This is a genomic window from Methylobacterium sp. WL103 (genome assembly GCF_008039885.1).
Taxonomy (GTDB): domain Bacteria; phylum Pseudomonadota; class Alphaproteobacteria; order Rhizobiales; family Beijerinckiaceae; genus Methylobacterium; species Methylobacterium cerastii.
Genome location: NZ_VRUX01000803.1, coordinates 1 through 1,557, shown reverse-complemented (window position 1 = coordinate 1,557; position 1,557 = coordinate 1). Strand labels below are relative to the sequence as shown.

The window sequence follows — 1,557 nt, the reverse complement described above, 5'->3', positions numbered from 1 at the left end:
CCGGACCGGCCGGCGGCGGCCGTCACCGGCACGCTGTTCGGCGTCGGCATGGGCCCGGGCGACCCGGACTACCTCACCGTCCGCGCCATGCGGGTGCTGGAGCACGCGCCGGTCCTCGTCCACTTCTGCAAGAAGGGCCGCCGCGGCAACGCCCGCACCATCGCCGACGCGGTGCTGCCGCCCGAGCCCGCCCGCGAGTTCGCCCTCGCCTACCCCTACACCACCGAGTTGCACCCGGATCACCCGGATTACGTCGGGGCGCTCGCCGCCTTCTACGACGACGCGGCGGGACAGTTGGCCGACCACCTCGGCGCCGGGCGCGACGTGGCGATCCTGTCCGAGGGCGACCCATTCTTCTACGGCTCGTTCATGCACCTGTGGCGGCGCCTGAAGGACCGATTCCCGGTGGAGGTCGTGCCCGGCGTCACCGGCATGTCGGGCTGCTGGACCAAGGCCGGCACGCCGATCACCTGGGGCGACGACGTGCTGACGGTGCTGCCGGCGACCCTGCCGGCAGCCGACCTCGCCGCGCGGCTCGCCGGCACCGACGCCGCCGTGATCATGAAGCTCGGGCGCCACCTGCCGAAGGTCCGCGCCGCCCTGCGCGAGGCCGGGCTGCTCGGGCGCGCCGTCTACGTCGAGCGCGGCACCATGGCCGGCGAGCGCGTCGTGCCGCTGGCGGACAAACCTGACGACGTGGCGCCCTACTTCTCGATGGTGCTCGTGCCGGGCGAAGGCCGCAGGCCGTGAGCGCACGTGTCGCGGGAGGCGGAAGCCTCGCGGTCGTCGGCCTCGGGCCGGGCGACGCCGGGCTGCTCACCGCGCGCGCGCAGGCTGCGCTCGATGCGGCCGAGGACCTGATCGGCTACATCCCCTACGTCTCCCGCGTGCCCGATCGGCCGGGGCTGACGCGGCATGCCAGCGACAACCGTGTCGAGGTGGACCGCGCGCGCCATGCGCTGGAACTGGCGGCCTCCGGCCGGCGGGTGGCGGTGGTCTCGGGCGGCGACCCCGGCGTGTTCGCGATGGCGGCGGCGGTGTTCGAGGCGGTGGAGGCCGGCGATCCGGCATGGCGCCACCTCGCGATCACCGTCGAGCCCGGCATCACCGCGATGCTGGCGGCGGCCGCCCGCCTCGGCGCGCCGCTGGGGGGCGACTTCTGCGCGCTCTCGCTGTCGGACAACCTCAAGCCCTGGGACGTGATCACCGCCCGGCTCGAAGCCGTGCTGCGCGCCGACTTCGTGGTCTCGCTCTACAACCCGATCTCGTCGGCTCGGCCCTGGCAGCTGGGCAAGGCCCTCGGCATCGCCGCCGAGATCCGGCGGCCCGACACGCCGGTGGTGTTCGCCCGCGCCGTGACGCGCCCCGACGAGGCGATCCGCGTGATGACGCTGACCGAGGCGCGCACGGCCACCGCCGACATGGCGACGATGGTCGTCATCGGCGCCTCGACCACGCGGCTGATCCCGCGCGGGCCGGGCGAGCGGCCGTTCGTCTACACGCCGCGCAGCGTCGGATGAGGCCGGCCCGCGCCGACGAGCCGCGCCACGGCCCCGG

Annotated in this window: 2 protein-coding genes; both read left to right on the top strand. The window is 75.0% G+C overall.

Going from position 1 to position 1,557, the window contains the following annotated elements; translation table 11 throughout:
- A partial coding sequence (locus tag FV222_RS25615) for a precorrin-2 C(20)-methyltransferase (RefSeq protein WP_281406927.1) occupies window positions 1-750 on the top strand: 750 nt, incomplete at its 5' end.
- Window positions 747-1,520, top strand: a complete 774-nt coding sequence (cobJ, locus tag FV222_RS25610) for a precorrin-3B C(17)-methyltransferase (RefSeq protein ID WP_147761380.1) — start codon at window positions 747-749, stop codon at window positions 1,518-1,520. The genes FV222_RS25615 and cobJ, both read left to right, overlap by 4 nt.
- Window positions 1,521-1,557 lie beyond the last annotated feature (37 nt).